28 protein-coding genes and 1 tRNA gene are annotated in these 25,776 nt (G+C 50.9%); 9 read left to right on the top strand and 20 right to left on the bottom strand.

Translation table 11 applies throughout. The annotated features are described in order from the left end of the window. Window positions 1-350 precede the first annotated feature (350 nt). The 3 genes from PJI16_13825 to tkt all read right to left on the bottom strand — a co-directional run bounded on the left by PJI16_13825 (window position 351) and on the right by tkt (window position 4,016). The gene (locus PJI16_13825) at window positions 351-479 is read right to left on the bottom strand and encodes a hypothetical protein (protein ID MDT3778640.1); all 129 of its coding nucleotides are present in this window, start codon (window positions 477-479) and stop codon (window positions 351-353) included. Window positions 480-750: 271 nt separating this feature from the next. Next, complete coding sequence (tal, locus tag PJI16_13820; GenBank protein ID MDT3778639.1) at window positions 751-1,899, bottom strand: transaldolase; 1,149 nt, start codon at window positions 1,897-1,899, stop codon at window positions 751-753. A 26-nt stretch (window positions 1,900-1,925) separates the two neighbouring features. Continuing rightward, entirely contained in the window at window positions 1,926-4,016 is a 2,091-nt protein-coding gene (gene tkt, locus PJI16_13815) for a transketolase (GenBank protein ID MDT3778638.1), read from the bottom strand. A 249-nt stretch (window positions 4,017-4,265) separates the two neighbouring features. Between tkt and PJI16_13810 the strand changes: the two genes are divergently transcribed. Further along, the gene (locus PJI16_13810; GenBank protein ID MDT3778637.1) at window positions 4,266-4,460 is read left to right on the top strand and encodes a thiamine biosynthesis protein ThiS; all 195 of its coding nucleotides are present in this window, start codon (window positions 4,266-4,268) and stop codon (window positions 4,458-4,460) included. Window positions 4,461-4,464: 4 nt separating this feature from the next. Then, window positions 4,465-5,400 carry an ATP-binding protein gene (locus tag PJI16_13805; GenBank protein MDT3778636.1) on the top strand — a complete coding sequence of 312 codons (936 nt, stop codon included), beginning with the start codon at window positions 4,465-4,467 and terminating at the stop codon, window positions 5,398-5,400. 344 nt (window positions 5,401-5,744) lie between these two features. Here PJI16_13805 and PJI16_13800 read toward each other — a convergent pair whose 3' ends face one another. The 7 genes from PJI16_13800 to PJI16_13770 all read right to left on the bottom strand — a co-directional run bounded on the left by PJI16_13800 (window position 5,745) and on the right by PJI16_13770 (window position 11,933). Continuing rightward, window positions 5,745-6,176 carry a hypothetical protein gene (locus PJI16_13800; GenBank protein MDT3778635.1) on the bottom strand — a complete coding sequence of 144 codons (432 nt, stop codon included), beginning with the start codon at window positions 6,174-6,176 and terminating at the stop codon, window positions 5,745-5,747. Between the two features lie 109 nt (window positions 6,177-6,285). Beyond that, window positions 6,286-7,284, bottom strand: a complete 999-nt coding sequence (locus tag PJI16_13795) for a flippase-like domain-containing protein (protein MDT3778634.1) — start codon at window positions 7,282-7,284, stop codon at window positions 6,286-6,288. After that, window positions 7,277-8,761 (bottom strand): CDP-alcohol phosphatidyltransferase family protein, encoded by a 1,485-nt coding sequence (locus tag PJI16_13790; GenBank protein MDT3778633.1) that lies wholly within the window; start codon window positions 8,759-8,761, stop codon window positions 7,277-7,279. The genes PJI16_13795 and PJI16_13790 overlap by 8 nt, the downstream gene beginning before the upstream one ends. Window positions 8,762-8,771: 10 nt before the next feature. Beyond that, a complete protein-coding gene (locus tag PJI16_13785) occupies window positions 8,772-9,533 on the bottom strand; it encodes a phosphocholine cytidylyltransferase family protein (protein ID MDT3778632.1) in 762 nt (253 codons plus the stop codon). Further along, the gene (locus tag PJI16_13780) at window positions 9,530-10,618 is read right to left on the bottom strand and encodes an aminotransferase class V-fold PLP-dependent enzyme (GenBank protein ID MDT3778631.1); all 1,089 of its coding nucleotides are present in this window, start codon (window positions 10,616-10,618) and stop codon (window positions 9,530-9,532) included. The genes PJI16_13785 and PJI16_13780 overlap by 4 nt, the downstream gene beginning before the upstream one ends. Window positions 10,619-10,687: 69 nt before the next feature. Further along, complete coding sequence (locus tag PJI16_13775; protein ID MDT3778630.1) at window positions 10,688-11,269, bottom strand: thiamine pyrophosphate-dependent enzyme; 582 nt, start codon at window positions 11,267-11,269, stop codon at window positions 10,688-10,690. 151 nt (window positions 11,270-11,420) lie between these two features. Continuing rightward, window positions 11,421-11,933, bottom strand: a complete 513-nt coding sequence (locus tag PJI16_13770) for a thiamine pyrophosphate-binding protein (protein MDT3778629.1) — start codon at window positions 11,931-11,933, stop codon at window positions 11,421-11,423. Between the two features lie 252 nt (window positions 11,934-12,185). On the opposite strand from PJI16_13770, the gene queF reads away from it, so the two are divergent. Continuing rightward, window positions 12,186-12,590: a preQ(1) synthase gene (queF, locus tag PJI16_13765; GenBank protein ID MDT3778628.1), complete on the top strand. Its 405-nt coding sequence runs from the start codon at window positions 12,186-12,188 to the stop codon at window positions 12,588-12,590. A gap of 49 nt (window positions 12,591-12,639) precedes the next feature. Here queF and PJI16_13760 read toward each other — a convergent pair whose 3' ends face one another. The 3 genes from PJI16_13760 to PJI16_13750 form a co-directional block, all read right to left on the bottom strand. Then, window positions 12,640-13,758 (bottom strand): DegT/DnrJ/EryC1/StrS family aminotransferase, encoded by a 1,119-nt coding sequence (locus tag PJI16_13760; GenBank protein ID MDT3778627.1) that lies wholly within the window; start codon window positions 13,756-13,758, stop codon window positions 12,640-12,642. A 154-nt stretch (window positions 13,759-13,912) separates the two neighbouring features. Continuing rightward, entirely contained in the window at window positions 13,913-14,365 is a 453-nt protein-coding gene (locus PJI16_13755) for a DedA family protein (protein ID MDT3778626.1), read from the bottom strand. Next, window positions 14,362-14,592: a DUF2835 domain-containing protein gene (locus PJI16_13750; GenBank protein ID MDT3778625.1), complete on the bottom strand. Its 231-nt coding sequence runs from the start codon at window positions 14,590-14,592 to the stop codon at window positions 14,362-14,364. The genes PJI16_13755 and PJI16_13750 overlap by 4 nt, the downstream gene beginning before the upstream one ends. A gap of 223 nt (window positions 14,593-14,815) precedes the next feature. Between PJI16_13750 and PJI16_13745 the strand changes: the two genes are divergently transcribed. Next, entirely contained in the window at window positions 14,816-15,604 is a 789-nt protein-coding gene (locus PJI16_13745; protein MDT3778624.1) for a 3'(2'),5'-bisphosphate nucleotidase CysQ, read from the top strand. 522 nt (window positions 15,605-16,126) lie between these two features. After that, window positions 16,127-16,579, top strand: a complete 453-nt coding sequence (locus tag PJI16_13740; protein MDT3778623.1) for a response regulator — start codon at window positions 16,127-16,129, stop codon at window positions 16,577-16,579. On the opposite strand, the gene PJI16_13735 is transcribed toward PJI16_13740, so the two are convergent. The 5 genes from PJI16_13735 to PJI16_13715 form a co-directional block, all read right to left on the bottom strand. Beyond that, window positions 16,572-17,756 carry a THUMP domain-containing protein gene (locus tag PJI16_13735; protein MDT3778622.1) on the bottom strand — a complete coding sequence of 395 codons (1,185 nt, stop codon included), beginning with the start codon at window positions 17,754-17,756 and terminating at the stop codon, window positions 16,572-16,574. The genes PJI16_13740 and PJI16_13735 overlap by 8 nt on opposite strands. 112 nt (window positions 17,757-17,868) lie before the next feature. After that, entirely contained in the window at window positions 17,869-18,180 is a 312-nt protein-coding gene (locus PJI16_13730; protein ID MDT3778621.1) for an iron-sulfur cluster biosynthesis family protein, read from the bottom strand. Between the two features lie 138 nt (window positions 18,181-18,318). Next, complete coding sequence (locus PJI16_13725; GenBank protein ID MDT3778620.1) at window positions 18,319-19,377, bottom strand: D-glycerate dehydrogenase; 1,059 nt, start codon at window positions 19,375-19,377, stop codon at window positions 18,319-18,321. Window positions 19,378-19,432: 55 nt separating this feature from the next. Next, entirely contained in the window at window positions 19,433-20,437 is a 1,005-nt protein-coding gene (locus tag PJI16_13720) for a sodium:calcium antiporter (GenBank protein ID MDT3778619.1), read from the bottom strand. Between the two features lie 213 nt (window positions 20,438-20,650). Further along, window positions 20,651-21,388 (bottom strand): SprT-like domain-containing protein, encoded by a 738-nt coding sequence (locus tag PJI16_13715; GenBank protein ID MDT3778618.1) that lies wholly within the window; start codon window positions 21,386-21,388, stop codon window positions 20,651-20,653. A gap of 182 nt (window positions 21,389-21,570) precedes the next feature. Between PJI16_13715 and tadA the strand changes: the two genes are divergently transcribed. Continuing rightward, window positions 21,571-22,059 (top strand): tRNA adenosine(34) deaminase TadA, encoded by a 489-nt coding sequence (gene tadA, locus PJI16_13710; protein MDT3778617.1) that lies wholly within the window; start codon window positions 21,571-21,573, stop codon window positions 22,057-22,059. Between the two features lie 13 nt (window positions 22,060-22,072). Continuing rightward, window positions 22,073-22,161 (top strand) — tRNA-Ser (locus PJI16_13705). Between the two features lie 557 nt (window positions 22,162-22,718). Here the strand turns inward: PJI16_13705 and PJI16_13700 are convergent. Then, window positions 22,719-23,654 carry a glycosyltransferase family 2 protein gene (locus tag PJI16_13700; GenBank protein ID MDT3778616.1) on the bottom strand — a complete coding sequence of 312 codons (936 nt, stop codon included), beginning with the start codon at window positions 23,652-23,654 and terminating at the stop codon, window positions 22,719-22,721. Window positions 23,655-24,013: 359 nt separating this feature from the next. Between PJI16_13700 and PJI16_13695 the strand changes: the two genes are divergently transcribed. Continuing rightward, the gene (locus PJI16_13695) at window positions 24,014-24,337 is read left to right on the top strand and encodes a hypothetical protein (protein ID MDT3778615.1); all 324 of its coding nucleotides are present in this window, start codon (window positions 24,014-24,016) and stop codon (window positions 24,335-24,337) included. Between the two features lie 321 nt (window positions 24,338-24,658). Here PJI16_13695 and PJI16_13690 read toward each other — a convergent pair whose 3' ends face one another. Then, the gene (locus PJI16_13690) at window positions 24,659-25,048 is read right to left on the bottom strand and encodes a hypothetical protein (protein ID MDT3778614.1); all 390 of its coding nucleotides are present in this window, start codon (window positions 25,046-25,048) and stop codon (window positions 24,659-24,661) included. A 215-nt stretch (window positions 25,049-25,263) separates the two neighbouring features. On the opposite strand from PJI16_13690, the gene PJI16_13685 reads away from it, so the two are divergent. Beyond that, window positions 25,264-25,656, top strand: coding sequence for a hypothetical protein (locus tag PJI16_13685; GenBank protein MDT3778613.1), 393 nt, complete (start codon window positions 25,264-25,266; stop codon window positions 25,654-25,656). The last annotated feature ends 120 nt before the right edge of the window (window positions 25,657-25,776 follow it).

Raw genomic sequence — 25,776 nt, 5'->3', positions numbered from 1 at the left:
ATCAATGAGTAAGGTAGGTAGTCGGGCAAAGTGCCGTCCGGGTAAAGGCTTCAAAATATTTCTTCTGGTGTTCCTTACTTTCCTGGACGTTTGGCTGACCAAACGCGATTATCTCTAACAGCCCTCCAATTACCGCCGGCGCCATTTCCCATAAGAAAAATGGCTTACCAAGATTAACCAGGTCGGCGACGTTGATGCGAACCACCGAATATCCGGCTTATTCATGGGCCTTCACCTTGGCTCCCTGGGTAGCATCAATCCCTTGTCATATGGGATGTAGGCATAGACCCGGTCTTGCCATAGACCTCAGGTGCCCCTAAGCATTCCCCAACAATTAGCATTATTCCCTTTCATTCTTTCCTCGTGCTTTCAGCCACTAACCATTCTAACCACGCACCCAGATCCCATAGTGCCGGCGAGGACACCGCGCTATCCAACACCTGTAATTCGACATATCCGGCAATGACGCCAAAGGTCATCCGCCAGACTTCCGGACACAAGCTGCTTCCCCCATGTTCAGGACCCGAACATGTTTGAAACCCGCTTCCTTGATTTCTTTTGCCAAAGACAGCAATGGGGGTATATTAAAAAATGAGAGTTCCGTGATCCGCAACCGTCCCGGCGCATTCCGAATATTCTCATGATGAGCGGAACCGTGATACCAAACGGTTGGATCAACGCTCCACGAACGGCTGACCAGATTGTGGTTCTTTTATCGCCTCGTCAATCGGCTACAGAGGGTCGATTGAATTAGGTGACCCGATCCACATTCTTCGCTAATATTTTCGCCCGCTTTCCGTTAATCACGCTCATTAATTGATCAAAGGCATCCAAAAATAATTGTGCGCCATCCTTCAAGAGGGTGTCGGTGACCTCCTCCATCGAAATTCCGGCATCAGCCAACTGTTGCATGACAACTTTGGCTTCGGCCAGACCCTCCTGAATCGTATTCTTCACCGTTCCATGGTCCCGGAAAGCCGTAAACGTCGATTCAGGCATCGTATTCACCGTATCCGGACCAATAAGATTATCGACATAATAGGTATCCGGGTATTTGGGATTTTTCGTGCCGGTACTGGCCCAAAGAACCCGCTGAACCCGTGCACCTTCTGCTTTGAGAAGTTGAAATTCAGCACTCGCAAAGACTTCCTGAAAGATTTGATAGGCCAACTTGGCATTGGCAATAGCCACCTTTCCCAAGAGACCCTCCATCATCGCTCGTTGGGCAGGCCGGGATTCTTTTGAGATTTTCGCGTCTAATTTTTTATCAATCAGACTATCAATCCGGCTTACGAAAAAGCTGGCCACCGAGGCGACGCGATGCAAGTCCCCCCCATGGGCCGCCAATCGTTTCAACCCACGGATATAGCTCCAAGCCACCTGCTCATACATCAACACACTGAATAACAGAGTAACATTGATATTGATGCCTTGAGACAGAAGTTCCTCGATGGCGGGTAACCCTTCCGGAGTTCCAGGGACTTTAATCATGACATTGTCCCGACCCACGGTTTGCCACAAACGGACCGCTTCATCGATAGAGCCTTGTGTATCAAAAGCCAAGTCCGGAGAGACCTCCAAACTCACATAGCCATCACGACCGTCTGAGGCCTCATAGACCGGCTGCATCAAGTCGGCGGCATCCTGAATGTCTTGAATGGCCACTCCCTCATATATCTGTTTGACGCTCGTAACCTGAGACGCGACCTGTGCAATCGCCTCATCATAGTCCGCACTCCCGGCAATCGCTTTTTCAAAAATCGAGGGATTCGAGGTCATGCCCATGAGACCATCGTTCTCAATTAATGCCTGGAGTTCTCCAGAGGTAATCAAACCCCGACGAATATAGTCATACCAGGGACTTTGGCCCATCTCACGAAGCTGAACGAGTGGATTCATGGTGACGTTTCCTTTAAAGAAAAGGGTTAGCGTTGAGCGATGGTGGCGTGAGGTTGGTGCCGTGCGATCTGCTCCTTCGCTGCGGCCACCACATGCTCAACCGTAAATCCAAATTTTTTGGCTAATTCCTTGAGTGGAGCCGAAGCGCCAAATGATTTCATTCCAATTGACTGACCTTCGGTCCCGACATAGGTCCCCCATCCAAAGACGGACGCTTGCTCAACTGATACCCGCGCATGGACATCTGAGGGAATAACCGAACGTCGATAGTCTTCAGATTGTTGTTCAAACAATTCCCAAGACGGCATACTGACAACCCGGCTTTTGATCCCTTCAGCCGCCAATTGCTCATGGGCTTGCACACACAATGGCACCTCGCTTCCCGTTCCAAGCAATAACACCTCGGGGCCGCCATCGGGCGGGTCCGCCAACACATAAGCGCCTTTGGCCACGCCGGACGCAGACGCATATTTCATTCGATCCAACGTGGGAATCGCCTGTCGGGAAAGAACCATAATCACCGGTTCGTGCCGCAGTTCCATAATCACCTTCCACGCTTCGACAATTTCATTGGCATCTCCAGGGCGAAACACCATTAACCCGGGAATCGCGCGAAGCGAAGCGATTTGTTCAATAGGCTGGTGTGTCGGGCCATCTTCTCCAACCCCAATGGAATCATGGGTAAAAATGTGCAAGACGGGAATTTCCATCAAGGCACTTAACCGGATGGCCGGTTTGGCATAATCGCTAAAGATGAGAAATCCTGAGCCATAGGGGCGGACTTTTGATAAGGACAGGCCATTTAAAATAGCGCCCATCGCATGCTCCCGAACGCCAAAATGCATATTGCGTCCTGATGGGTTGGTCCCGGACAAATCTCCGGCTCCTTCAAAGGTCAACCGGGTCTTGGTGGATGGCGCCAAGTCCGCGGATCCGCCAAGGAGCCAGGGAATATTCGCCGCCAAGGCATTCAACACGATTCCAGACACTTCTCGACCGGCAAGGCCCTTGGCATCAGGCGGGAAAACAGGAATTTTTCGGTCCCATCCATCGGGCAATTGTCTATGCTGCATCTGATACAAGTGCCCAGCCAGTTCCGGATATTTGGCTTGATAGTCTGAAAAGCGGACCATCCAGGCGCTACGCAAATCTTTGCCACGGTTCCCGATACCCTGCTGAAAATGAGTCGGCACCTCATCGGGCACCAGGAACCTAGCGTCTTCCGGCCAACCATAATAACGTTTAGCCAACCTGATTTCTTCTTCACCTAATGGTTCACCATGAGCGGAATGCGTATCCTGCTTATTCGGAGCGCCATACCCGATATGGCTATCCACAATGATCAACGTCGGACGCTCTGATTCCTTTAAAAACGTCCCAAAAGCGCGATCCAGCATCTTGAGATCATTCGCATCACCCACACGGGTCACATTCCAACCATAGGCGATAAACCTGGTGGCCACATCTTCGCTAAAGGCCAAGTCCGTAGGGCCTTCAATCGTGATCTTATTGTTGTCATAGATCCAACAGAGATTTGATAACTTCAGATGTCCGGCAAGAGACGCAGCCTCCGATGAAACGCCTTCCATGAGACACCCATCACCACAGATGGCATACACATTGTAATTAAACATTTCAAAATCTGGACGATTAAAATACCCGGCCATCCATCGTTGCGCAATGGCCATGCCGACGCTGGTCGCCACGCCTTGTCCTAAAGGTCCGGTCGTGGTTTCAATACCCGATGTCCAACGATATTCAGGGTGGCCAGGACACTTACTCTCTAATTGTCGAAATCGTTTGATATCCTCCAATGTGACCGAAGGCTCGCCCAGATGTTCATATTGACCGTTCACCGACTTCACCCCACAGAGATGGAGCAAGGAATAGAGCAACATTGACGCATGCCCGGCTGAGAGAACAAACCGATCTCGATTCGGCCAGATGGGATCGTCCGGATCAGAACGCAAGATTCGATTCCAAAGCCAATAGGCGACAGGGGCTAGGGCCATCGGAGTGCCGGGATGCCCGGAGTTCGCGGCTTGCACGGCATCCATCGATAAGGTACGAATGGTGTTAATACAAAGCTGGTCCAGCGAATCGCATGCGGGTTTCATTCTTACTCCTTCGTTATCCATAGTAAGTGAGCTATCTCGCGTGACGAGGGTTTATTTTGTGAGAAAGGTGAGTCACTACATCCTATCATAGCTTATCCCTTCACTCTACATTTTTACCCAATAGGTTCTTAAGCAGACGACCCTGGCCAATTCAATAGGAGTAACAGAAAGTTAACCTTTGGTTAAGACAAAAAGAGCCTCATTTAATAAGTTGCCAATCCCATGAACCTGTCTTTATGATTCGAACCTATGAAAGTCCATCTCAGCCATCCCACCCGTGACGTGGTCATCCAAGGCCCCAAACGGGTTGCCGATATTTTCAAAGAACTCAATTTAATCCCTGAAGCCTTCCTGATCATACGGGGACAGGATCTTTTGACCGAAGACGAAACCGTGGCGGATGGGGACAGCATTGAAATCCGCCCGGTCATATCCGGAGGCTAAACTTATGCGCTGCCGAAAATGTCCAAAACGGGCGGTGCTGGGACTGCCAAGGCACAATACGGCGTTTTGTGGGGACTGTCTCACTGAATTTGTACGAACCCAGGTGCAACGAGCCATTAAGGCTCAACAGATGTTTTCCCCTGAAGATCGCATTCTGGTTGCCGTATCCGGAGGGAAAGACAGCCTGACCCTTTGGGAAATTTTGCTGAAATTAGGCTATCGGGTCGATGCCCTATATGTTGATTTAGGCATTCCCGGTTATTCCAGCCGATCAAAAGAAAAAGTCGAACAGTTTGCAAAAGTGGTGGCTGAACCCTGCGGGTCCCAACTCACCATTCACACCGTGGAAGAAGATGCAGGAGCGGGAATTAAAGAATTAGCCAATATGATCAAGCGCCCGACCTGCTCAGCCTGTGGCACCATTAAACGGTATCAATTCAATCGGGTGGCCTGGCAAAACCATTACGACGTGATGGCCACCGGCCATAATTTAGATGATGAGGCGGCCAGACTTCTGGGCAATGTCCTGCAATGGCAGGAGGAATATTTGCAGAAACAGTCGCCAAGCCTTCCCGCATCTGTCGAAGGCTTTGCGAAAAAAGTGAAACCGCTCTACCGCATGACCGAACGGGAAATTGCCGCCTATGCCGTGGTCAACCGGATTGACTATTTGGTCGAAGAATGCCCCATGGCCAAAGGCGCGAAAATGTTGGTGTATAAAGACGCACTTAATCGCTTAGAAGCAGAATCCCCGGGAACCAAACAACGGTTTTATTGGGGGTTCCTTGATAGACAGGAAAAATCGTCTTCTGTCGCTCCATCCATGAGCGAGATCGACCAAACCACGTTGCAGCCCTGTACTGTTTGCACACAACCGACGACTGCAGGGATCTGCTCATTCTGTCGCATGATGGCCCGCGCCAAAACGGCCGTGAAGTAGGTTCACTTTTTCGAGTGGTCATTCTGGATGGCCTTCAGGATATCGAAGGTGGATTCGCCACGATCCCCCACCAACCCGCCTTCCTTACTCTTGGCTGAAATATTTGCTCAACCACAAAAAAGTAAGAAATCTGTGCGCAATGGATCTGGGATCCATTTTCATTTCGACGGTTTCCCCATTACTAATAAACAAGAAGAGGTTGGGAAATTGGCCCTTCAACACGAGGGCCATGAATGGGAGTCATCCATCACTGGCGAACTTCAAGAAAGACGCCGGAGAGCATCACAACACATGGCGCAATAGCTCGGCACCATTTTAGAAGCAGGAAAATGGCCGAGGGAGAGTTATTCGGGGAGTTCGACACTGCCCCCTTCAAGGTCCATATCAATGCCGGTCAGCTCCATTTTATTACCAACCCGCCACCATTCCAGGGAGACTTCAGACAAGGTCCCTTTCGAGGTATAAAATTTTGCCGCAGGGATGGCCACTGCTTCATGAGGCTTTTTGTGTATTTCCATGACGAGGGTTTTCAGGGTCGTATCTTCGACCTTAACGGTATCCGGTAACTCAGTGAGGACAAACCGATCGCCAGGATTGTGTTCCCAGGCATTGCGTTGCAGCTTGGCCACTTCCGTTCCCGTGGGCATGAACACACCCATACTCAGTGCCAGTTTTTTCTCCTCTTCCAACCACTCAATACGAAGCTGTTCCTTGCCATGAGCGATAAAGACGCCATCGGTATTCCGGAGGGTATTCGTTCCCAGTTCAATATCCATCGTTCCCTAATCCTTTCTCGGCTGAAAATCCGTGAGGATCCGATTATTCACAATAGACCCGGAGAGTTCAAGTCACCAAATATTTCCACAGAATGAACCTGTTTGTCCCCTACCGTTCCATCGAGTGAATCTGGTCTGATCCACCGTCCTGGCCTTTCAGGAACATCAGGCAAACAAGACCAAAGACAATCCAGAGGATTTCTCGCAATCGTCGAATAAGGGCAAAAGTGATTCCCGTCACTTCCGAATAGCCAAAAGTCATCAGAAGTAAGGTGTATCCCCCTTCTTGCGCACCCAGGCTTCCCGGGATGAAAAATGTTCCGCCTTTGATGAGCACCGTCAGCGCCGCAAGTGAAATGGCTACCCACACATCGATGCTCACACCGAGAAAGTAGAGAATGGCATACACCTCAAGCATTTCCAGCATCCACGCCAGAAAAAATATGGCCAACGCCGCATAAAATGTCCGACGGTGCTGAGAATAGAAACCCCGGATCGTGCCGTCCAATTCCTGTAGTTGAGATTCCCGTTTTTCAAGAAAGGCGAATCTGATACCGCAGGCTCGCAATAGGCCCAAGCACCCCATACCGAGACCGTGGCGTTGGAGCACCACAAACAGCCCGACACCAAATGCTAGGACTCCCACACTGACCGACATCGCCACCCAGTAATGACCTGAATCCCCAAGAATCCAAAAAGACAAAGCCAATCCCAGCAGGATAAAAAGGACTTGCGCGAACGTCATGGCAGTCTTCGCCGTAATCACGGATGCCAACCCATCCACCATTGGTACGCCATATCGTTTCAAAAGATAGGCTTTCAGGGGCTCACCGCCAACGTAGGCCGTAGGAGTCGTGACATTCACGGTTTCGCCAGCCATCCTAATGGCAAATAACCGCATGAACCCGACTTTTCGAGCATGGGAACCCAGAGTGAATTGCCATCCCAAAGCTTCGAATCCGTACACAAGAATCATGGGAAGGAGGATGAGCCCAAGATGTAGGGGACCTAATTGAGAAACGGTGTGCTGAATCGGTTCCAGGCCGATGTGGAGAACAATCCCGACCAGGGCCGCAAGGCCAATGACCAGAAAAAGCAGTTTAAGCACGAGAGATGAGACTACGGCGAAGCATCCAGGCCATCGACATGACAAAGAGCCACGAGCCAATCGCGGCCATGGCCAAAAACCAGTGCAGGAGGCCAAAACCGGCACTGAGCAACACGATGATCGAAAAATCGCGATTAGCGACATGGCCCAACATAAATTCAATATTGTCCCGTTCATGTTCTGTGAGGTGCCGAAGCTCACGAGGACGGGATCGCAACTGCCGGGCATGATTGACTAATAGCAACGACACGACATTGGCTAAGACCGCCGAGGCTCCAAGCAGCAGGGGAAGGTGCGTATGCTCCCAAGGCCCCTGGAGAAACGCCCCGCAGGCGATGGCAGCAAACAACACGATATGCACGACATTATCTGCCCAAATATCGAGTTCCTGCCCAAACTTTGACTCTGAAAACGTCAGCCTGGCGACCTCTCCATCACAACAATCAATGATCACAGACAACTGCAAGATCAGTCCCCCGAGAATGGCGAGTTTCCAGGACCCAGGCACAAACAGCCCAGCGGCCACGAGCCCCACGACCATGGACAGCATCGTAATCGTGTTCGGTGACCATCCCAACCGCAAAAACCCATGAGTGAGCAGACCGGAAAATTTACGATTCACATATCGATCCACCAACCCATCCAAGCCGCCTTTAAATGTCTGGAGTGCCTCCAACAGTGTTCGTTCAGCGAGTTGTGGCCCCTTGGGACCACGGACATCCCTGAACCAATGAGAAGCTCCGCCAATGGTTTGGATCGTCCCTTCCACGGCCGCTTGCTCCAGGGCCAACCGGAGTGGATTGGTGCCATTGGCATTCAATACGCCTGAAATACCCAAGAGCCGGGCTGGGAGAACCAGAAGATCCCCAACCAGCGGCAATCGGCTTCGATCAGGAGTCTGATTGTCGGTTTTGGACGGTGAGGCCTGGGATACCGCCTGGTCATGGAAGACCACAGTCGAGGCTGATCGTCCTTCAAGTCCCTGAGGCCGGAACGCCACACCGGGATTTCCCCGGTGATGCCCCTCCTCGGGATGACCAACGACTACGACCGCTTTCCCTTGAGATCCTTCGGCTCGCAAGCGTTGGATCAATGTCGGAGAGTACACCGTATGGCAACCCACGATCATACAGGCTCCATTGATTTCCTCCGCAAGCGCTTCCCAAGTCTGAGGGTCATGGGGAGGAAATTCCCGGACAGGAAGCCAACGAACGGCGGCCTGTATCCGGTTATCTTCACGAAGTAATTGTCGAAGAGCTTGTTCTTCAGGCCCAACCAACACCCATATTTGAGAAATCCCACCTCGCTGCAACGTGAACACCGCCCGTTGAAACAGCGTCATGCCGCCGACACGAGTCAAGGGACTAGGAACCGCGTCACCCGTCCCGGCACAGCCAGAATTAAAGACGCCGACCGACGTCAATAAAATTGCCGTGTCAACCGCGTGAGTGGCTTCTTGTTTAAGTGTTCCGTCCATACACTCATTCCTACGGTGTCAGTGTGGTGGCCCTGGTATTCTCCTCTAAGTTCATCACGGCAGGCAAGATCTCAGACCTAGCGCGGTTTATATCTTCAGGAAAATCTATTTCTATCCACGGAAGACCCCCGATTTTTTCGTACCCCACCGGCACCTTCTCAAAAAACCCTTTTAGGGCGTCCTCATATTCCATATCAAGGGCTCCTGCCTCGATATAAGCCTTGACCGATTGCAACAATGCTGGAATAACCTGTTGTTGGACTTTGAGAAATCCGACCCCTTCACCAGCCTCATCATAGGCGGATGGCAGGTTTTTACTTAAGGTGAGGACTCGACCAGCCTTCGCGGCAATCATACATTCTTCCGATTCCTGCTTCACCGTCTCATCCATTAACAAGGCCGTCGGGAAAGAAGAATGAACCAATCGAGCCAGAATCGATGGGGCATAGAGAACATCGGCATCCATCAGCACCATATCATCGTCCATTTCAGACCGTGCCGCCCATAGTGACGTCATGCTTCCACGAGTAAACTGTTCATTCACCACCCATCGGATCTCCTGAGCAAATGGGTCGGCAGCCATGGCCTTTCGAATATGGTCTTGAGCGTATCCCACGACCAGTACCACCTGACACACACCCAATCGCCCCAGATACTCGACATGCCGGGACAGCAAGGTCCTTCCACCAAAATCGACCAGGCATTTCGGTCGACCCTGGGTGACACCTTGCAATCGCTTGCCGACGCCGGCCGCGAAGATAATCGCCTTCACGCTCTGGCTCCAGAAAGTATGGACTGAAAAGCGGAGAGAAATCCCTCAATATTCTGATTGGTCAGGGCACCAATATTGGCAACACGGAAAATTTTTTCTTCCAATTGTCCCTGCCCCGCATAGATCACGTACCCGGCTTGCTTTAACTCATCATGTAGCTTTTGGTAGGCACACCCTTCCGGGAGATAAAACGCGGTCAAGGTATTACTTTGAACCGTAGGGTCAAGTACCGGCTTCACCCCCCACTCTTCCAGGCGTGTCCGAATGGTGGTGGCGTACCCTTGAAATCGTTGAATCCGATTCTCGAGGCCCTCTTCTAAGAGTTCATTTAACGCTTCCCGGAAGGCATAATAGACCTGGACGGCTGGAGTAAAGGGAATCGTCCCCCGCTCCTGTTCCTCATAATAATTGGCCAAGTTCAAATACCAGGACCGCTTGGGATATTTCATCACCCGCTCCATAAAGCCTTTTCGGACCAAGACAAATGCTGCACCAGGAAATCCTTGGATACATTTCTGAGCGGCCCCCGCGACCATGTACAGCTTACTTCCGGCAATATCCAGCGCCTCTCCCCCCAGCCCGCTCACAGAGTCCACCATAAATACCCGACCATACCGGTCCACGATCTCTGCAATTTCTTTCACGGGATTAATCAATCCCAGCGTCGTTTCATGATGAACCATCGCGACGGTGTGCACTTCCGGGTGTTGCTTCAGCGCCAAATCAACCGCCTGCGGATCCGGTGTGACTCCCCAGTCATACTTTAAGTCCGGCGTTTGCAAACGGTGCGTCGCCAGCATGGAAGACATCCGTTGGCCATACACCCCATTATTAATCACCATCGCCCGCTTGCCGGTAGGAATACTGGACATTAACGCCGCTTCCACAGCCGCCGTGCCGGAACCCGTCAGGACAATCGCGGTGTACTCGTCTTCATTACCAGGCACAAAGACCTTCAGCAATTTTTGCCGGATATCGGACAGTAATTCCGAAAACTCCGACTCTCGATGACAGACATCTGGTTGAAGTAACGCCTGACGCACTCTTTCAGACACATTGACGGGACCTGGATTGAATAAAATCATGAACCCTCTTCCTTTACACGCTTAACAGGCTGGCGATTAGGCTTCTACGCGAACACATCCATTGTGTCGTTAGGTGACACTCCCCTTAAACCGTTTCGTCAGCTCGGCTGGACCCAAGGCAATACGATCCGCCTCTTCAAGCTGTTCATTCACTTTGATCAACAAAAAATTCGGCCCGTCATCTCCTAGCATGGCCTTAAACTCATATACAATATCTTCTCGCTCCCAGACGCGCTCAACATTCTTGTATCCTGCGGCTTTGGCCATTTTATCCAGGCCCACCACCCTGGAATAGGTGGGTTGATTGCCGGTGGTCCCATACACTTCATTATCAAAAACCACATGAATGAAATTTTTCGGTCGCAACGCACTAATCGTGGCCAACGTGCCAAGACTCATCAGCACATTTCCGTCGCCATCAAATACGACCACCGTTTTTTCTGGCTGGGCCAGAGCCAATCCTAATCCGATAGCTGCCGTCGCGCCCATGGAGCCAATCATATAAAAATTTTGAGCCCGATCACGGAGTTTACAGGCTTCACGGGAGGGAAACCCATTGCAGACAACAAGCAGCTGATCGGTCATGATTTCCAAAATAGCCGCCATCGCCTGCGCCCGGCTCTGCATCACCCCTTCTTCTGGTCCAATCATCGTTGCATCTCCAACACAATGGTTACTTTTTAGCTTTTACAATCAACCCGTTGACCACTCACTGTATAGACTTACGGATTGACTACTCTTTCCAAACGTGACCGATCCAGAACACATGACAGATTCATGCGGACTGCTTTTTGACATCCCACTAGGGCTGAATGGTTTTCACAATTCCCTTTTTCAACAATAGTGCGACAGGGATCCGCTTCTCCATAAAAGTCGTGGCCGTCCATTTCAGATCATCCACAATCGTCTTCTGGGACAACGTCCGGTGTGGAATCCGAACCGTATCCAACAGCGTCGTCATCGTTTCCCCCATCACCAGATGCTCAGGAGCGTCCTTGCCTTCGAAGCCACGCCAGGACACCAACAGCAAACAGGGGATTTGATAAATCAAATTGAGAGAAGCCAGAACATTCAGGGCATTACCCAATCCGGAGTTTTGCATCAACACCACCGGGATTTTCCCGCCAAGGTAGGCTCCTGCGGCCATCGCCACCGCCTCATCTTCGCGAACCGCAGGGGTATACAACTGTTCTTCCGTCAAATGGGCAATAATGCCCCCCAAAATGGTGTCGGGCACACCGGTAAAAAAATCGAATCCAATGCCTTGCAGGCCTTTCACAAAATCGTCAGCTTCCAACATCGTGATACTGCTCATCGCTTTAGACAGACTCCACAATTCCCTCCCCCGCTTTTCAACTCGTCACACTCAGGATCGGGGTGAGGGTACATTTGGGTGGTGAATAAAAACGGCTTCGGAAAAATACCAAGCGCGCCAGGAATGTCCAGCGAGTATAGCCCAGGGTAGGGGTATTCTCAAGAAACCGGTGGCATGAGGTTGCGAGGAAATTTCAAAAAAGAGTAGACTAGGCTCCCTTCTCAAAAATCCATGGAGACGAGCCCTTCACTCATGAAAAAAACCCACGCTTCTTCACGATCAGGCTATTCGGAACGACATGCCAAGAGCGGAATTGCCGAGAAATTACCACGCATCGAAACCTGGCCTAACCAATATCCAGGCTATGAAATTACGATAGAGATTCCGGAATATACGGCCATTTGTCCTAAAACAGGCCTTCCTGACTTTGGAACCATCCGGTTGACCTATGTGCCGGACCAATCCTGTCTTGAATTAAAATCCCTCAAAATGTATATCCACGCTTATCGAAACCTGGGCATCTTTTATGAAAATGCGGTCAACAAAATTCTGGCCGATTTCGTCAAAGCCTGCCGCCCTGTGTCAGCCATCGTCACCGGGGAGTTTACCGCCAGAGGCGGACTCCGGAGCGTGATTCAAGCCCGGTACCCTCAATAAATTTTCTCGTTCTCAATAGGCTTATACCCCAATTATGGGGTTATCTCCTTTAACGACAATCAAAGAAGGATTTGATCGTGTCAACCACATACTGAAGTTGATCCGCTGTGAGTTCAGGATAAATGGGAAGGGAAAGCACCTCTTGGGAGAGTTGTTCCGAGACAGGAAAATCGCCTTTATGATACCCGAGATCCTGGTAGCATTCCTGAAGATGAAGGGGGACAGGGTAATAAATGCGATTACCTATTCCATGGTGGGTCAGATAGGTACTGAGTTCGTCTCGCCGTGGGGTGCGGATGGTGAATTGGTTGTAAACATGAGTATTGCCGGATGACACCACCGGCACGGTCACTCGCTCATCAAGACCGCATGTCTGAAATAATTTCAGATAACTCGCTGCATGTGCTTGACGCTTGGCGGTCCACTCAGCCAAATGCTGAAATTTTACCTGGAGGATGGCCGCTTGCAGCGCATCCAACCGGCTGTTCATCCCGATGAAATGATGATGATACTCTGACCGGCTCCCGTGCACACGCAAGAGTTGCAGTCGTTCCGCAACCAGAGGATCCCGCGTAGTAATCACCCCGCCGTCACCAAATCCCCCTAAATTTTTTGACGGAAAAAAGCTGAAGCACCCTGTACGGCCGAATGCTCCAGCCTGAACACCGTTTCGAGCGGCACCGATGGCCTGACAGGCATCCTCAATGACCGGGATTTCCTTTTCGTCTGCAATCTGAACAATGGATTCCATGTCCGCACATTGTCCAAAAAGATGGACCGGGAGAATGGCTTTGACCTCGGAAGTGAAGCTATCCGCTAACCGGCTGGGATCGAGATTAAACGTATCAGGCATCACATCGACAAAGACCGGACGTGCGTGAAGCCGGGAAATCACTCCTGCCGACGCGAAAAAGGTAAAGGGGACCGTCACGACCCGATCGCCCGGTTCTATCCCCACTTCCATCAACGACAACAGTAACGCATCGCTTCCGGACGCCACACCAATCGCATGATCCGTGCCGATAAATGACGCCAGGGTCTGTTCGAGGTTTTGAACATGGGTGCCCAGAATAAAACTTTGCTCCGCACACACCTTGTCCAACGCCACCTGAATGTCTTGTTTGATGCTGGCGTATTGGGTTTTTAAATCAAGAAGAGGAACATTCACGATATGAGGGCTCCATATTGGGCTTGGACGTAAAAGAAATAGTCGTGTGGACTAGAAATTTACAAAAAAAGGATATTGGCACTTACGTGGCAAGGCGGAAGGGCAACAATACCAACAACGTTTTCTGAATGCTATAGTCAGACGCCTTCGCCGTTCACCCTCCACTGGTGGGCAACAGGGCGAACAAGACCGCATACCGGCACCCTTTGCCGATCCCGATGCACACGAGTGCCCGGACCCAGCCCACCCGCAACCACCCAGCGGCGATGCAGAGCGGATCCCCAATGAACGGCACCCAGGACAATAACAGCACCGGACTGCCCCACTTGCGAACCCGTTCCACTGCCAGATGCTGAGCTGGTTGGGTCAACCCATGGAATGGATACCACCACCCGATGAGCCACCCCAAAGCCCATGAACTCATTCCACCAAGGGTATTGCCTGCTGTGGCCGTGACGAGAAGACTCCAGGCAGGGAGATGTCCCTGTGATGCCAAAAAGACGAACACAACCTCGGAGCTTCCCGGTAAGACGGTTGAGGAAAGAAACGCACTTAGAAATAATCCGATAAGGGAATACTCATCCGCAGTCATAGCGGTTGCGCTCACCTGTCATCCTGTGCCAGGCGGATCGAATGAAACTTCAAATTGGCATCGAAGGTGATCTCAAATGTACCCTGGACCCCCTGATGGGAGACAAAAGGACGTAGGACTCTGGCGGGAAATTGGATCGTCCGACCATCGATAGACGGTGCGACCACATATTCCACCGCACCCTGGTAATAGGCCTGAAAGCGTTCGGGAGAAATTTTCAGTCTCACGGTCACGGTTTGCATAATACGCTGCTCCAGGAACTCTCCTCAGGTCTCATCTCATGAACCCGAACCCTTTCATTCCGCCATCACCTTGCAGACAATCTAGCCTCGGACGCGTCTCTCATGCTATGAACTGTGAGGCCCGATACCTCTGGCGCGCTCCACACTTAACCGATGATCCAGGATATAATAGTAAGAATAAGCATTTACTCCCCAGGACGACTGCTCCAGAACCATTGACATCATGACTGATTATCGCCAAGAACTTTCCATCGTTCGACAAGCCATGCTCCTTGCAAGTGATCGGCTTCACAGAATCCAATATGAAGGCTTGGCCGTCCAGATCAAGCCAGACGGATCGCCAGTGACCAATGCCGATCTGGAAGTCAATCGTATCATTCAGGAAGCGTTATTTACCGCCTACCCTGATGATGGCTGGCTTTCGGAAGAATCGCCCGACAACATTCTCAGACTGAAAAAAAACCGTGTGTGGATCCTGGATCCCATCGATGGGACCAAACCCTTTATTAAAAGCCTGCCACAATTCGCCATCTCTCTCGCGCTCATCGACCATGGACAGGCCTCGATCGGGATTATCTTCAACCCGGCCACCCGGGAATATTTTTGTGCCGTGCGAGGGGAACCGGCAACCGTGAATGGCTGCCCCATTCATGTCCCCCAGATCCCAGGACACCGCTTCTCATTTCTGGTGAACACAGGACCCATTGCCCGCTCCACCATTCACACATGGAGAGAAACCGCCAATTGCCGCAGTCTGATGGGTTCCATCGCTTATTCATTGGCACTGGTGGCCGCCGGACAGATTGACGGAGTGATCAATATTGGCACACAAAACGAATGGGATATCGCGGCTGCCCTCCTTCTGGTTCAAACGGCAGGAGGGGTCGTCGTGGACAGAGATATGAAACCCATTCAATGCAACCAACCTCATCCCACCATCAATGGCATCATCGCCGCTCGCCCTGATGCCATGCCCGTGATCCAACAATTTCTTGCGAGCCTCCCTGCCTAGGAGCCTGTCGTTCTTAGGATGAATCGGCTACAAAAGTGTTTAAGCGGTCCATATTTCGCCGTTTTCTTAGACCAGAGTCCCACTACGGGCCAACGAAATCGTCAAAATCTGGCTTCGCTCAGCCGCTTTTTCGCTCGCGATCCCCTACCTAACATCTTTTCCATCATGCCACGGGCGTTTCTTTATCCAGCTACCTAGGGGAATCGGAACCCCCTATTCGCCCGATTGCTTCATGATTATTCAAACTGGAGGAAATTCTCGCTCTTTGCTGAACCACCTTTCAGCGTATTGGGCTTCGACCCAATGTGCGTTCATCAGAATATGTTTCAAGCATCGACGCTCTCCTCCCCATCCGTCTTTATAAAAAATTCTTCCCAACCTGCTTTCCCTTAAACTCAACGAGGATTCAACCGAAAAAACAGATGGACCACTACACGTAATCTCTGTCGTCCTCAGGCAACCATCTTTCACCAGACTGAAGGGTGGGCAGTCATTTTCAACCAGAAAGATGGGCATCGGATAATGCGCGGAGCCGTCAAAAACACAATAAAGATCCTGACGATTGAGGATGATACGGCCCAGATAGAAGCCCTCAAGGAAGCCCTGACGGTAGCCCAAATCATCTGTGTGGAAATTCTTGAGGCCGAGGACGGCGAACAAGCCATGTCCTTTTTAAATCAGGAATATCCCTTTATGGATGCCCCACAACCCGACCTGATTTTTCTCTCCAATCATCTCCCCGATGTGACGGGAGAAGAGATTATTAAGGGACTCCAGCGCGACCGCCGCTTACAGTCCATTCCGGTGGCGTTGTTTTCGGAGGAGGCTCCACGTCAATCGAAAGATTTTCCCTTCCCTCCCAATTGTCATCTATTCAAACGACCGAAGACCTGCGACGAATGGATCTATGTGCTGCGATGCATTGAAGATGTCTGGGTCTCGCTTTTAAACATGGCCGGAAAACCTCTCATTTAAGTCCGGGGTTATTCACCGCCTGTTGCCTGGCCTGCCTGGCCGATTTCCGGTTACCTCCGGCCACCATCTGAAATTCATACAATCTTGATTCCAACGGCCCGTTGAACAAGGGGATTTTGCGAGACGGCGCTAAATGAATGAGTTTAGGAAGACGCGAATCGGCCGTGAGCACATAGACATCCCACCCAGCAAACCGCTGTTTCAAGAGATTCCCAAACTTCGGATACCACTCCTCCAGCTCCGACCGGTCCCCCATTCTCACTCCATAGGGAGGATTGGTGACCAGAAAACCCTTTGGCCCTGGAGGCGTTACATCCAACACATCAACCTGACCCAATTGAATATTCTCAAGCCCCAAGCCTTCCAGATTTCTTCTTGCCATAGTCAAGGCATTCGCATCCTCATCATACCCAATAATTGAGAGACCCGGACCGGGAGCGACCGGTTTGATCGACTCTTGCCGTAGGTGATCCCAAATCGTGGGATCAAAATTCTGCAGGTGCCGAAAGGCAAATTCCCGCCCACTACCTGGGGCAATCCCTTTGGCCATCAACGCCGCCTCAATTAAAAATGTGCCCGCGCCACACATCGGATCAAGGAAGACCTGCTCGCCGGTCCAACCTGAAAGCCGGATGATGCCAGCGGCCAAATTTTCTCGTATCGGCGCTTCTCCGGCCACCTTCCGCCATCCACGTTTAAACAGCGGATCTCCCGAGGTGTCGATATACCACACAACATGCTCTTCATCGACAAAGACCACAATTTGAATATCGGGTTGGCGTTTGCTCACCTCGGGGCGTGCATGTGTCGCCCGAACAAATCGGTCACAAATGGCATCTTTCACTCGCAACGTCGCAAACTCCAGGCTTTTCAGTGGAGAATGTTGAGCAATGATGCGAACTTTGATGTGACAGTCCACGGAAAAATATTCGGGCCAGGGAAGACTTGAGGCAAGGCGATAGAGATCCTCCTCATCCCGGTACCACCCCTGCCCGACTCGCCACAAAATACGGCTGGCAATGCGACTTTCTAAGTTGAGCCGGTAGCAGAGAGGAAAAGGGCCCCGACATTCGACCCCGCCAGGAGTCAATCGAATTTCCTGTCCGCCCAATTCTTGAAGTTCCTGGCTGAGAACTTCTTCTAAGCCACGAGGACATGTTGCAAAAAATATTTCCATAATACGAATAAACGCGGGGGTGGAAGTTACTGGTTGACGTTAACAACAATCGTTGATGAAGAACCTTCCCGCATTCGGGTTCAATTGGTGCCCCAATCCCATTCTATCGGCCTCATTCAGGTAGGATCAGGTTTAATTTATAAGGATCGGGCGGTTCCGGGTGATGGAAGCTGAATCCACCAACGTCCTCATAATCAACAGTGACACCTTCCAGCCGTGTTGCACAGGAGCCGTCTATTGCGATGATGAGCCCTTCAATATCTAAGACCGAATCCTCCTGTGTTACGGCATCTTCAAGTGTAATGGAAAAAACGAGGACTTTGTCATCCCGGTCCCGAACGGCTAAACGGACAATGGGATCCTCAGGATGCTCCTCGATCAAGATTTTCAATTTTTCCACAGCCGGTGTTGTGATGTGGATCATGATTTCTCCTCTTGACGAAGCGGCCAATCATCAGCTTGACCTGCCAGGTCTCGCCTTTCATCGAACTCCCTTCCCAGCATAAACAATCCTCCATCAATTTCCTTGTGTATTCTTACAATCCCAGGTTTTGGAATGGCGTTACACGCGGTAGACTTCAGGGTTGACACAATGTGGAAGCGCATCTCCACGTAACCCGGCAACGATATTCTCAGCGGCAATGCAAGCCATTCTGGTCCTTGTCGCCACAGAAGCACTCCCCAAGTGCGGGATAACCAGACAGTTAGGAAGCGTGAGAAGCGGTTCTGACATAGGAATGGGCTCCGGATCAGTCACATCTAAGGCCGCACCGCCAATATGGCCATGCACTAGAGCGTGGTAGAGGGCCTCAGGATCAACCACCGCCCCACGAGCCGTATTGATCAAAATACTTGATGGCTTCATGGCGCGAAACTCATTCTCCCCAATCAAATGATGCGTGTGAGGAGTCAGGGGGACATGCAGACTCACAAAATCCGACTGAGCTAATGCATCATGCAGATCAACCCTCTGGAATGACGCACTCACCGACTCCCCCTCATTATTCCCTGCAGAAGAGCCTTCCCGTGGCAAAATCGCTGTGGCAAAGTGATGCGTGCCGGACCTGGATGAGGCAGAAGATTGGGGTGACCTTACCGCGAGCACGTTCATCCGAAATCCTTGAGCCCGCCTGGCCATCGCCTCCCCGATCCTGCCAAACCCCACAATACCTAACGTTGCACCATGCACATCCTGTCCCAGCAAGAGATCCGGGCTCCAGGTTGTCCATTGTCCCTTTCGTACATACTCGGCTCCTTCTACAATCCGCCTGGCTGCAGAGAGGAGCAGCGCGAAGGCCAGGTCCGCAGTGGTTTCGGTTAAAATACCAGGCGTGTGCCCAACCGGGATACCACGGGCTGTACATCCTGCCACGTCAATATGATCATATCCGACAGCCATAGTGCTTATCACCCGAAGCCGTTTCCCAACCTGAAGCACCTCCCGATCAACCCGGTCCGTCAACAAGCAATACAGGCCGTCCGCCTCAGGAAGATGCTTCAATAACCATTTCCGATCTACGGGGCAATCCTGCTCCCAGCCAATAAGATCCGCTTGCGCCCGTAACACGTCCAAGGCATGTCGTGGGAGACGTCGCGTGACAACAACTGTCGGAAGGGACATCGTTACTCTCTTTTTTTTACGATTCATGACTCCTGAATAACCAAAAGAACAGGACCTACCAGAAGAGCACAGAGCCAACAAACACCACATAACACAGTCCGTTAACAACCAGGTGAATGGGCTTCAACCCACCACGCCGCACGACCCAGGTTAAAAAGGAGGCCGCCACCAACGTCATCGCCATTCCCATCAGAATTTCATGTTGCGGCACCCAGGCTGTCAGCATAATTCCCAAGGCCGGCAACAAACTCCCCTGAAAGACCATAGCCCCGGTGATATTCCCGACAGCCAAAGTATCCCGATCCCGCCTGATCCAAATAATGCTGTTCACTTTTTCCGGCAATTCTGTCGCAATTGGAATAATGAGGAGAGACAGGGTTAAGGCCGAAACTCCCCATTTTGGGGCAAGATGTTCAATTCCATGCACAAAGCCTTTCGCCCCTAGCACAATGAGGCCCAGCCCGCATCCCACTTGGAACAAGATCACCAATAAATTATCGGGAAGGCCCACTTTGGTCAAATAAAGCGGATGATCCGCTTCCGTCCCATGTCCATCATCCACTAAATTGGCTGAAGATCGAATGGTTTGATACAAATACACCACATACAGGATAACCAGCGCCCCCGCAATGACTGACCGCACCCAACCCCACTCCTGGGGAACAAATACGGCAATCACTCCCAAACAAAACGCCCAATTAAACCAGAGCAGATCACTGGCGAATCCTGTTGGCTCAGGATTTAACGTGCCATGCCACCCTCTTTTCCGTGCGGCAAAAAAACCCATCAGAAAGAAGGCTAACGTGGCCAGCATCAGGGGCGCCCCGAGAATGGCCCCCACCCCCACTTCGTGCCGTAACGTTTCAGAACCTGATGACAACAAGATGGCAAAAATTGGCACCATCGTTTCCGGCAATGCCGTTCCCACTGCCGCAAACACCGAACCGGTGACACCTTCCGAAATCCCGAGACGCTCTCCAAAATGTTCTAAACTGTTAGTGAACGCCTCCGCTCCTAATAAAATGACGACCAAGGATGCCAATAGAATCAGGATGTCCATATGGAGAACGTACCATCCCGTTTAATGATTATGTCATTCAAGGAAACATGCTAAATTTTATAATACTTTCATGTAATTATGTACGCCCAGGTAAAGGGGGGTCCCTTCAGATACCGCCCCCCGTTCTCAGGGCGTACCCCCACCTTGCCATCTGGAAATTTATTCTTCTACACTCCTCCTATGGACAACATCACAACAGGCCTCTTCCTCGTCCTAGGAACCATTGTGATTTATGCGATAACCATTCGTTGGTGGCGCCATCGCCGGGCCGCCAAACTCGCCGATAAACTCCTCGCGGAGGTCATCCGGGGGAAAGACGCCTTTCGTCGATAAGGCTTCGGCATCCCTCTTTCCACTCACACAGAACATCCGCCCAGCCGATTTCTCCTCATCCTGACGTGCTCCGCGATTCCCTCCTCTTTCGTCCATCGATTCCTCATGGGGTTTTTGAGTGGGGGGTAACTCAACTTCTATAAGTCTTCCCCGACATCGGCTACAAATATGTCGAGCCGGAATAATCGTTCGCCGTTGTCGATGATAGGCCATTCCGCATTGGAGACATTGCCAGGCATAGCGATGATGTCGTTGAACAGCCACATTCAACTGATGGCGGACGGTCACCCCGAGTCCCGCCGCATTCATCCGGTGCATCATCTCTCGGAATTCTGCGCCATGGGACGGGCGATGCTTCCGAATATCAAACTGCCATTGATGAATCATTTCATGCGCCAATGTTCGCTTCAGCTCCTCTTCAGGTTGATCGCGAAGCAAGGGGGCGGACAACCTAATCACTCGAGCCGCACCCTGTCGATATTCACGTGAGGCCCACCAGCTTCTAGGGCCAATTTGACTCACAAACAACCCGGCCGATGCGGTTAATCGTGTGCTCCACTCAATGGAAATCCGAGGTAACCGGTTCTCAAAAAAGTCGTGGGCAAGACGCTGCCACATGGCCTGCACCTTTTCTAAAGGAACGAGCCTCTGACGCATGATACTGGAAGGAGAGTTCACCAGAATTTCCAGGTGGGTTGGCTATACATCACGTAGTGGCTATGTTAACCTTTTTTCTTTCCTTTCGGAACTAAAACTTTCACTCAAACAATCATCAGTCGACTTCACTTTTTGAAATTACCATGGACGTATTGGATCCAACCACGGATATTCAATTTATGCGCATGGCCTTGGACTTAGCGCATCAAGCCTTTCGTGCGGAAGAAGTCCCGGTTGGAGCGGTGCTGGTCCAGAATGAAAAAATCCTCGCGACGGGTTTCAATCAACGGGAAGGCACACAAGATCCGACGGCTCATGCCGAACTTATGGCCATTCGGTCCGCCTCCCTGGCACTGGGGTCTTGGCGTCTTACAGACACTACCCTCTATGTCACATTGGAACCCTGCTCCATGTGTGCGGGTGCCATCATTCAGGCCAGAATTGCCCGTGTCGTGTTTGGCACATGGGATCCGAAGGCCGGCGCCTGTGGGTCAATCTGCAATCTCACAGCAGAGACCAGGTTTAATCACCGGGTGAAGGTAGACTCAGATATCCTGGCAGATGATTGTCGAGCGATCTTACAGAATTTTTTTCAGCACCTACGGAGTCATCAACAAGTTCTCACCGCATAACATAAACGAACACGGAGAGGTGCGAGAGTGGCCGATTCGGACGGTCTCGAAAACCGTTGTCCTCACAAGGGACCGTGGGTTCAAATCCCACCCTCTCCGCCAGCACATCAGAAGCCCACTTAATCAAAGTGGAGCACAAAAATTCTTCAACACGGCAAATACAAAAGGTGGGATTTGAACTGGGGTTCTGAAGGTGAAACTTCCACTTCATGGGAGGACCGGAGCAACTTACAAACGCCCTATAGCTTCGACTGGCAGGTCACTGAAACACTATCTAAGGCTTATTCTCGGATCGAAAACTTTATTTTCTAAGACGAAGGCTGTCCGCCGAAGCATTTGGTGAAAGTCGACATAGATGTATTGTGTATAAAAACGGCCAATGACACCTACCTGGTCATCACCCGATCGGGGTGATATGTACCAATTAGCCTAATTGAGGAATGGATTAGGCTCACAAAAAAGAATTAACGACTCAAGATCAGCTTTCATTTTCCGCTAAGTCCATTCCACCCCACCTCCTTTGTCCACCATGGAGTCAATACTCATGCCTTACACCATTTCCTGAAACCTTTCCGAAGGAGGCGCTGAGGAATCCGTGAGTTCTTTCTTTTCGCGGGTGTCCAGGACTGGGTTCCTTGAGCGGCCGTGTCGGCAATCTTTTAGCCCCTCTTGATACCCAGAACCACATACGAATAGACCCTGTAGGGCAAAGTAAGGATCGAAAAGGGGAATAGTAGAAACCACCAATAGAGTTCGGCGGAAATCTTTTGTCGCGGAGTCAGCGTAGAAATGTTCTCTTTGGCGACACTTCGCCATTCTCGGTAAAAGCTCTGCCACCCTTGGTTGGACTTAGAGCCAGCATGGAAACGGTAATTGGAGAGAACAGCAGCGATATAGTGAAATTTATAATTACTCCTGAGTGCCTTCAACCAATAATCATAGTCCATGGCATATTTAAGATCTTCTCGTAACAGTCCCAGGGACTCAAAGACCTTGCGGTGCCAGAAGACAGACGGTTGGCAGGGCATGACGGCCACCCCGCGTAGGAGGCACAAACGATGTTGAAAAAGAAGCGAATACAAGATTGGTACCCTTGATTCCCATCTTCGGATGATTGTTCTGCAGGCATCGACTTCATATACCTCTCCCATCACTATGTATCTCTTTTTCTCCAGATTGACCTCGAGGGCGACCCGAAAGAGGGTATGGGGTTGATAATAATCATCAGAATTCAGCCACCCCATGATTTCGCCAGATGCCCTCCGGAAACCATAGTTGATCGCTGCGCTTTGCCCATGGTCTGGCTGGCTCACCCAATAGGCAAGCCAAGGCTCGTACTTCTTAATGATTTCTAGCGAACGGTCGGTACTTCCACCATCAATGATGATGTACTCAAGGTTGGGGTATCCCTGCAGTAAGACGGAGCGAATGGTTTCTTCAAGAAATTCACCAAAGTTATAGTTGGGAGTGATTACGCTTATTTTAGGCCACGGTCTGTTTCCGATTAAATGGATTGGATAAGGGTCGCTGTTCGTCCAGGGCCAACCATATTTTCCCGGTGGGGTGTCCGTCAGTGGACTTGATGGAGATTTCATTTTCGTACGCTTCTCGTGCTGTTCACCCTGCAGAGGGGAAAGGCACGGGGACAAGGCTGATTCCTAGAGAGCACCTCACTGCCACGCTTTCGGAACTAGGGCTTGATAAGAAAACATCTAGAGTCGCGTAGCCATGAGCGACCATGCCAGATGATGTCCAGGCGGATAGTGCCAAACGGGAGAACCCGTGCAACGAATCGTAGTGATACCACCAACGGGCGAAATTACTAGAAACTTTTCCTTCATGACCTATTTGATGAATTGCCTTTTTTTGACAGACCTTGCCACCCTTCCCCATGGTCCCGATGATAGGCCATTCTGAGTACCCCCTATCCACCCATGCACAGGAGGACAACCGCATGCGAGCAATAATATTCTTTGGATGCTTCCTCGGTCTAACAGGCAGTGCCTGGGCCCAATTGGGGGAGGATACCTGGCAACCAGCCTCTCAACTTCATCCGAATCCTCCAAGGTCCTTCTATGATGACCAACCTTCTGCCCTCTCTTCCCCAAAATCATTTCAAGACTTCGATGCGTGGTTCCAACGACAGCGAGAACAACATCGGCAAAAGGACGCACGATATCAGCAGGAGGCTCGACAGCATGAATTGAACCAAATGAACCGACTGCGGACATATGATCGACTGCGTTGGGGACCTCTGCAACCATATTCACCCTATTGAGTTGTAGCGGGCGGGCTCTTTCGCTGCCATCCTTTTTCCCCTCCGCCTGGGCAAGGCAAATCGCAAACTGTTTCTGACAAAGCGTGCCGCTGTGAGGGTTTTGAAGACATAGTCACCTTGAACTGAATTTCTGCCTGGGGTCAGTAATCAAATGTAGGTCAATTAACAAATTTTGAATCTGTGTGTTCCTCATTTTTTCGGGAAATTCGCTTTACTTGACCATACTCCACTCATTACTCGCGAGGGAATGATTACCAAGATTGTTTCAGGAGGCCAACTCGCCTTCAATAGTGTGCCGCTGCCTGTTTTTAGACTGTACCCTTACCTTTTGCACAAATTTTTGGTTTGATCTGCCCACTGTCCTGTATACGTCCATCCACACACAACGCTGTTATTGTCATAATAGAAAATACGTTTTGGGCGGAAAGAACCATCAGTGGAATCTTCTGCATCCATCCAATGGCAGAATTCTCCATGTTCATCCCACAACATGCACATCACCGGATCACCCATTTCTTGGATTTGTTCTTCCTTGCTTTTCCCCAGCCACATGTCCAAATCTTTCTCAACGCCGGCAAGGGTTGCTACGCCTTCCATTTTGTAGTACATCCCGCAACCAAAAAAAGAAAGCCCCAAGAGGGTAAGGCTCAACACGATGGTTCGTAACTGAAGCATAGAGAAATTCTGAACATGGCCTAATTTCGTATCCATCAAAACCTCCTCGTCGGGACCGATTTTTCCCGCTGAAATCTGGACGATGCATGGGTTGGTGATCTATTACATCTTGTTTTTTCCAGGTAGCGCATCGGTGATTGCTGGAAGGACTCCACTTCCCAATGGGCTATGGATGAAACAGATGGGCTGCAATTCGACCATGGTAGAGTGGGGCCTCCTGACTCCCCCCGGTCAGCATCGGACCCAGGACCGTGATATCTATTTTGCCCCACCTTTCAGGAGACCACAAAGGCGGGTGGGATCTCCCTCTTCAGAAAACTCCCGAAAGCAGACCGAATCTGAATGCCCAAGCCGAACCCTGGGTGAGGTCTGTAAATGAGGAAGTCCTGTCAGAGCTCATCCTGTTTGGGAAAGACTTCATTCAACATGCCCTCAAAGACTATGACACCCATTATCATCAGAAAGGCGATCATCAGGGAAGAGGCAATGAATTCCTGATTCCGCAGCCGACCCAGGAAGCCTTGGGCACCTCATCGATTCGTACTCGGGGAAGACTGGGTAGGTTGCTAAAATATTATTCCGGCGCATCCACATGGGTTTTTACCATACGACCATTTTTTGTCTCACACATACAAATTTCTTAGGCATGGCGGCATAAATTTCTGGATGGCCGAGAACCTCTTACTGATGTACCAGTCCTTCCTGCTCCCCCCTTTCCGGAAACCTGCCGTACAGATATCCACAACCTTGGTCATTCCTCTCGA

It is taken from the genome of Nitrospira sp. MA-1 (assembly GCA_032139905.1).
GTDB lineage: Bacteria > Nitrospirota > Nitrospiria > Nitrospirales > UBA8639 > Nitrospira_E.
Note: the sequence above shows the minus strand (reverse complement) of the source record. Positions and strands in the feature narration are given on the sequence as shown.

Coding starts and splice junctions, on each gene's coding strand:
- PJI16_13690 (MDT3778614.1), bottom strand. CDS start 25,048: ATGGATACGAAATTAGGCCATGTTCAGAATTTCTCTATGCTTCAGTTA.
- PJI16_13745 (MDT3778624.1), top strand. CDS start 14,816: ATGACTGATTATCGCCAAGAACTTTCCATCGTTCGACAAGCCATGCTC.
- PJI16_13800 (MDT3778635.1), bottom strand. CDS start 6,176: ATGGATATTGAACTGGGAACGAATACCCTCCGGAATACCGATGGCGTC.
- PJI16_13825 (MDT3778640.1), bottom strand. CDS start 479: ATGACCTTTGGCGTCATTGCCGGATATGTCGAATTACAGGTGTTGGAT.
- PJI16_13720 (MDT3778619.1), bottom strand. CDS start 20,437: ATGGACATCCTGATTCTATTGGCATCCTTGGTCGTCATTTTATTAGGA.
- PJI16_13700 (MDT3778616.1), bottom strand. CDS start 23,654: ATGAAATCTCCATCAAGTCCACTGACGGACACCCCACCGGGAAAATAT.
- PJI16_13735 (MDT3778622.1), bottom strand. CDS start 17,756: ATGGAAATATTTTTTGCAACATGTCCTCGTGGCTTAGAAGAAGTTCTC.
- PJI16_13740 (MDT3778623.1), top strand. CDS start 16,127: ATGCGCGGAGCCGTCAAAAACACAATAAAGATCCTGACGATTGAGGAT.
- PJI16_13725 (MDT3778620.1), bottom strand. CDS start 19,377: ATGTCCCTTCCGACAGTTGTTGTCACGCGACGTCTCCCACGACATGCC.
- PJI16_13790 (MDT3778633.1), bottom strand. CDS start 8,761: ATGGACGGAACACTTAAACAAGAAGCCACTCACGCGGTTGACACGGCA.
- PJI16_13810 (MDT3778637.1), top strand. CDS start 4,266: ATGAAAGTCCATCTCAGCCATCCCACCCGTGACGTGGTCATCCAAGGC.
- tal (MDT3778639.1), bottom strand. CDS start 1,899: ATGAATCCACTCGTTCAGCTTCGTGAGATGGGCCAAAGTCCCTGGTAT.
- PJI16_13775 (MDT3778630.1), bottom strand. CDS start 11,269: ATGATTGGACCAGAAGAAGGGGTGATGCAGAGCCGGGCGCAGGCGATG.
- tkt (MDT3778638.1), bottom strand. CDS start 4,016: ATGAAACCCGCATGCGATTCGCTGGACCAGCTTTGTATTAACACCATT.
- PJI16_13750 (MDT3778625.1), bottom strand. CDS start 14,592: ATGCAAACCGTGACCGTGAGACTGAAAATTTCTCCCGAACGCTTTCAG.
- PJI16_13780 (MDT3778631.1), bottom strand. CDS start 10,618: ATGATTTTATTCAATCCAGGTCCCGTCAATGTGTCTGAAAGAGTGCGT.
- PJI16_13695 (MDT3778615.1), top strand. CDS start 24,014: ATGCGAGCAATAATATTCTTTGGATGCTTCCTCGGTCTAACAGGCAGT.
- PJI16_13770 (MDT3778629.1), bottom strand. CDS start 11,933: ATGAGCAGTATCACGATGTTGGAAGCTGACGATTTTGTGAAAGGCCTG.
- tadA (MDT3778617.1), top strand. CDS start 21,571: ATGGACGTATTGGATCCAACCACGGATATTCAATTTATGCGCATGGCC.
- PJI16_13715 (MDT3778618.1), bottom strand. CDS start 21,388: ATGTGGCAGCGTCTTGCCCACGACTTTTTTGAGAACCGGTTACCTCGG.
- queF (MDT3778628.1), top strand. CDS start 12,186: ATGAAAAAAACCCACGCTTCTTCACGATCAGGCTATTCGGAACGACAT.
- PJI16_13730 (MDT3778621.1), bottom strand. CDS start 18,180: ATGATCCACATCACAACACCGGCTGTGGAAAAATTGAAAATCTTGATC.
- PJI16_13805 (MDT3778636.1), top strand. CDS start 4,465: ATGCGCTGCCGAAAATGTCCAAAACGGGCGGTGCTGGGACTGCCAAGG.